The following is an 864-nucleotide window of genomic DNA, read 5'->3' on the forward strand; positions in this document are numbered from 1 at the left end:
CTGCTTCAAATGTTTTACAAAAATCATCTACTTGGCAGAAAAGTGTTGTAAGACATTCCATGTTAAAGGGCTTTTGTGATGGTTTGTTTTGTCAAAACAGTAGATTATCACAATTGCTCTTTATTTTTTAGTGGGGTGCTTATCCCGAACTCAGGTTATTCATAAAATTATCAGTATATATATTTATGCAATTTATTATAAAGTTATTCTGTATGAAGATAAAATATTTCGTTAGCTTAATATTGGTTCTGATTTCATATGTCTGTTTTGGTTGGTCTATCCTATTTTTAGGAGTTATTTTATCTATTCCTTATTCTTTTTGGGTATCGAATGGAAAACGTTTTTTTATGACAATGTGTACCATAATGATTGGACTTGTGTTGTTTTTTTCAACAAAAATTCCAGAAGATATTGATTTTAATAATCAAAAGAATGATGTTGTTATTTTAGATAAAGGAATTGGCTATTCTTTTAACTTATTTGACAAACTTTATTCTCCAGAATATTTTGATGTGTGTCATAACAAAGAGACGAAAATATCTTATGTTGACATTTATTCGCCTGGTGATAAAGAAACAAGGAAAGTTATTACTTCTGCATCATGTAAAAATTCACAAGAATATAATCAAATATCAACTATAAAACTCGAAATATTAAAATTTAAAGTCGGATTGATGGTTCTTTTAGTTTTTTCAGCTTTTTTCTTTTTGTTAGATAAGAGGAGATAGGGAAATGATATATTCAACATTAAGACAAATGTATGACTTTTATAGTGATGGAATGTCTGCTACAGATATAGCTAACTCGTATATTAACGATTTAGCTAATAAATCTACTAGAGATGTTTTAGAAGATACTATATCT

General features: G+C 27.7%; 1 protein-coding gene. It reads left to right on the forward strand.

Annotated features, from left to right (window positions below):
- Positions 1-365 precede the first annotated feature (365 nt).
- Positions 366-728 carry a hypothetical protein gene (locus tag A5N84_RS09250; RefSeq protein WP_072282144.1) on the forward strand — a complete coding sequence of 121 codons (363 nt, stop codon included), beginning with the start codon at positions 366-368 and terminating at the stop codon, positions 726-728.
- Positions 729-864 lie beyond the last annotated feature (136 nt).

It is taken from the genome of Rappaport israeli (assembly GCF_001888055.1).
Classification (GTDB): domain Bacteria; phylum Pseudomonadota; class Gammaproteobacteria; order Cardiobacteriales; family Cardiobacteriaceae; genus Rappaport; species Rappaport israeli.

Excerpts from the sequence above, each read along its gene's own strand:
- A5N84_RS09250 (WP_072282144.1), top strand. The coding sequence starts at position 366 with ATGATTGGACTTGTGTTGTTTTTTTCAACAAAAATTCCAGAAGATATT.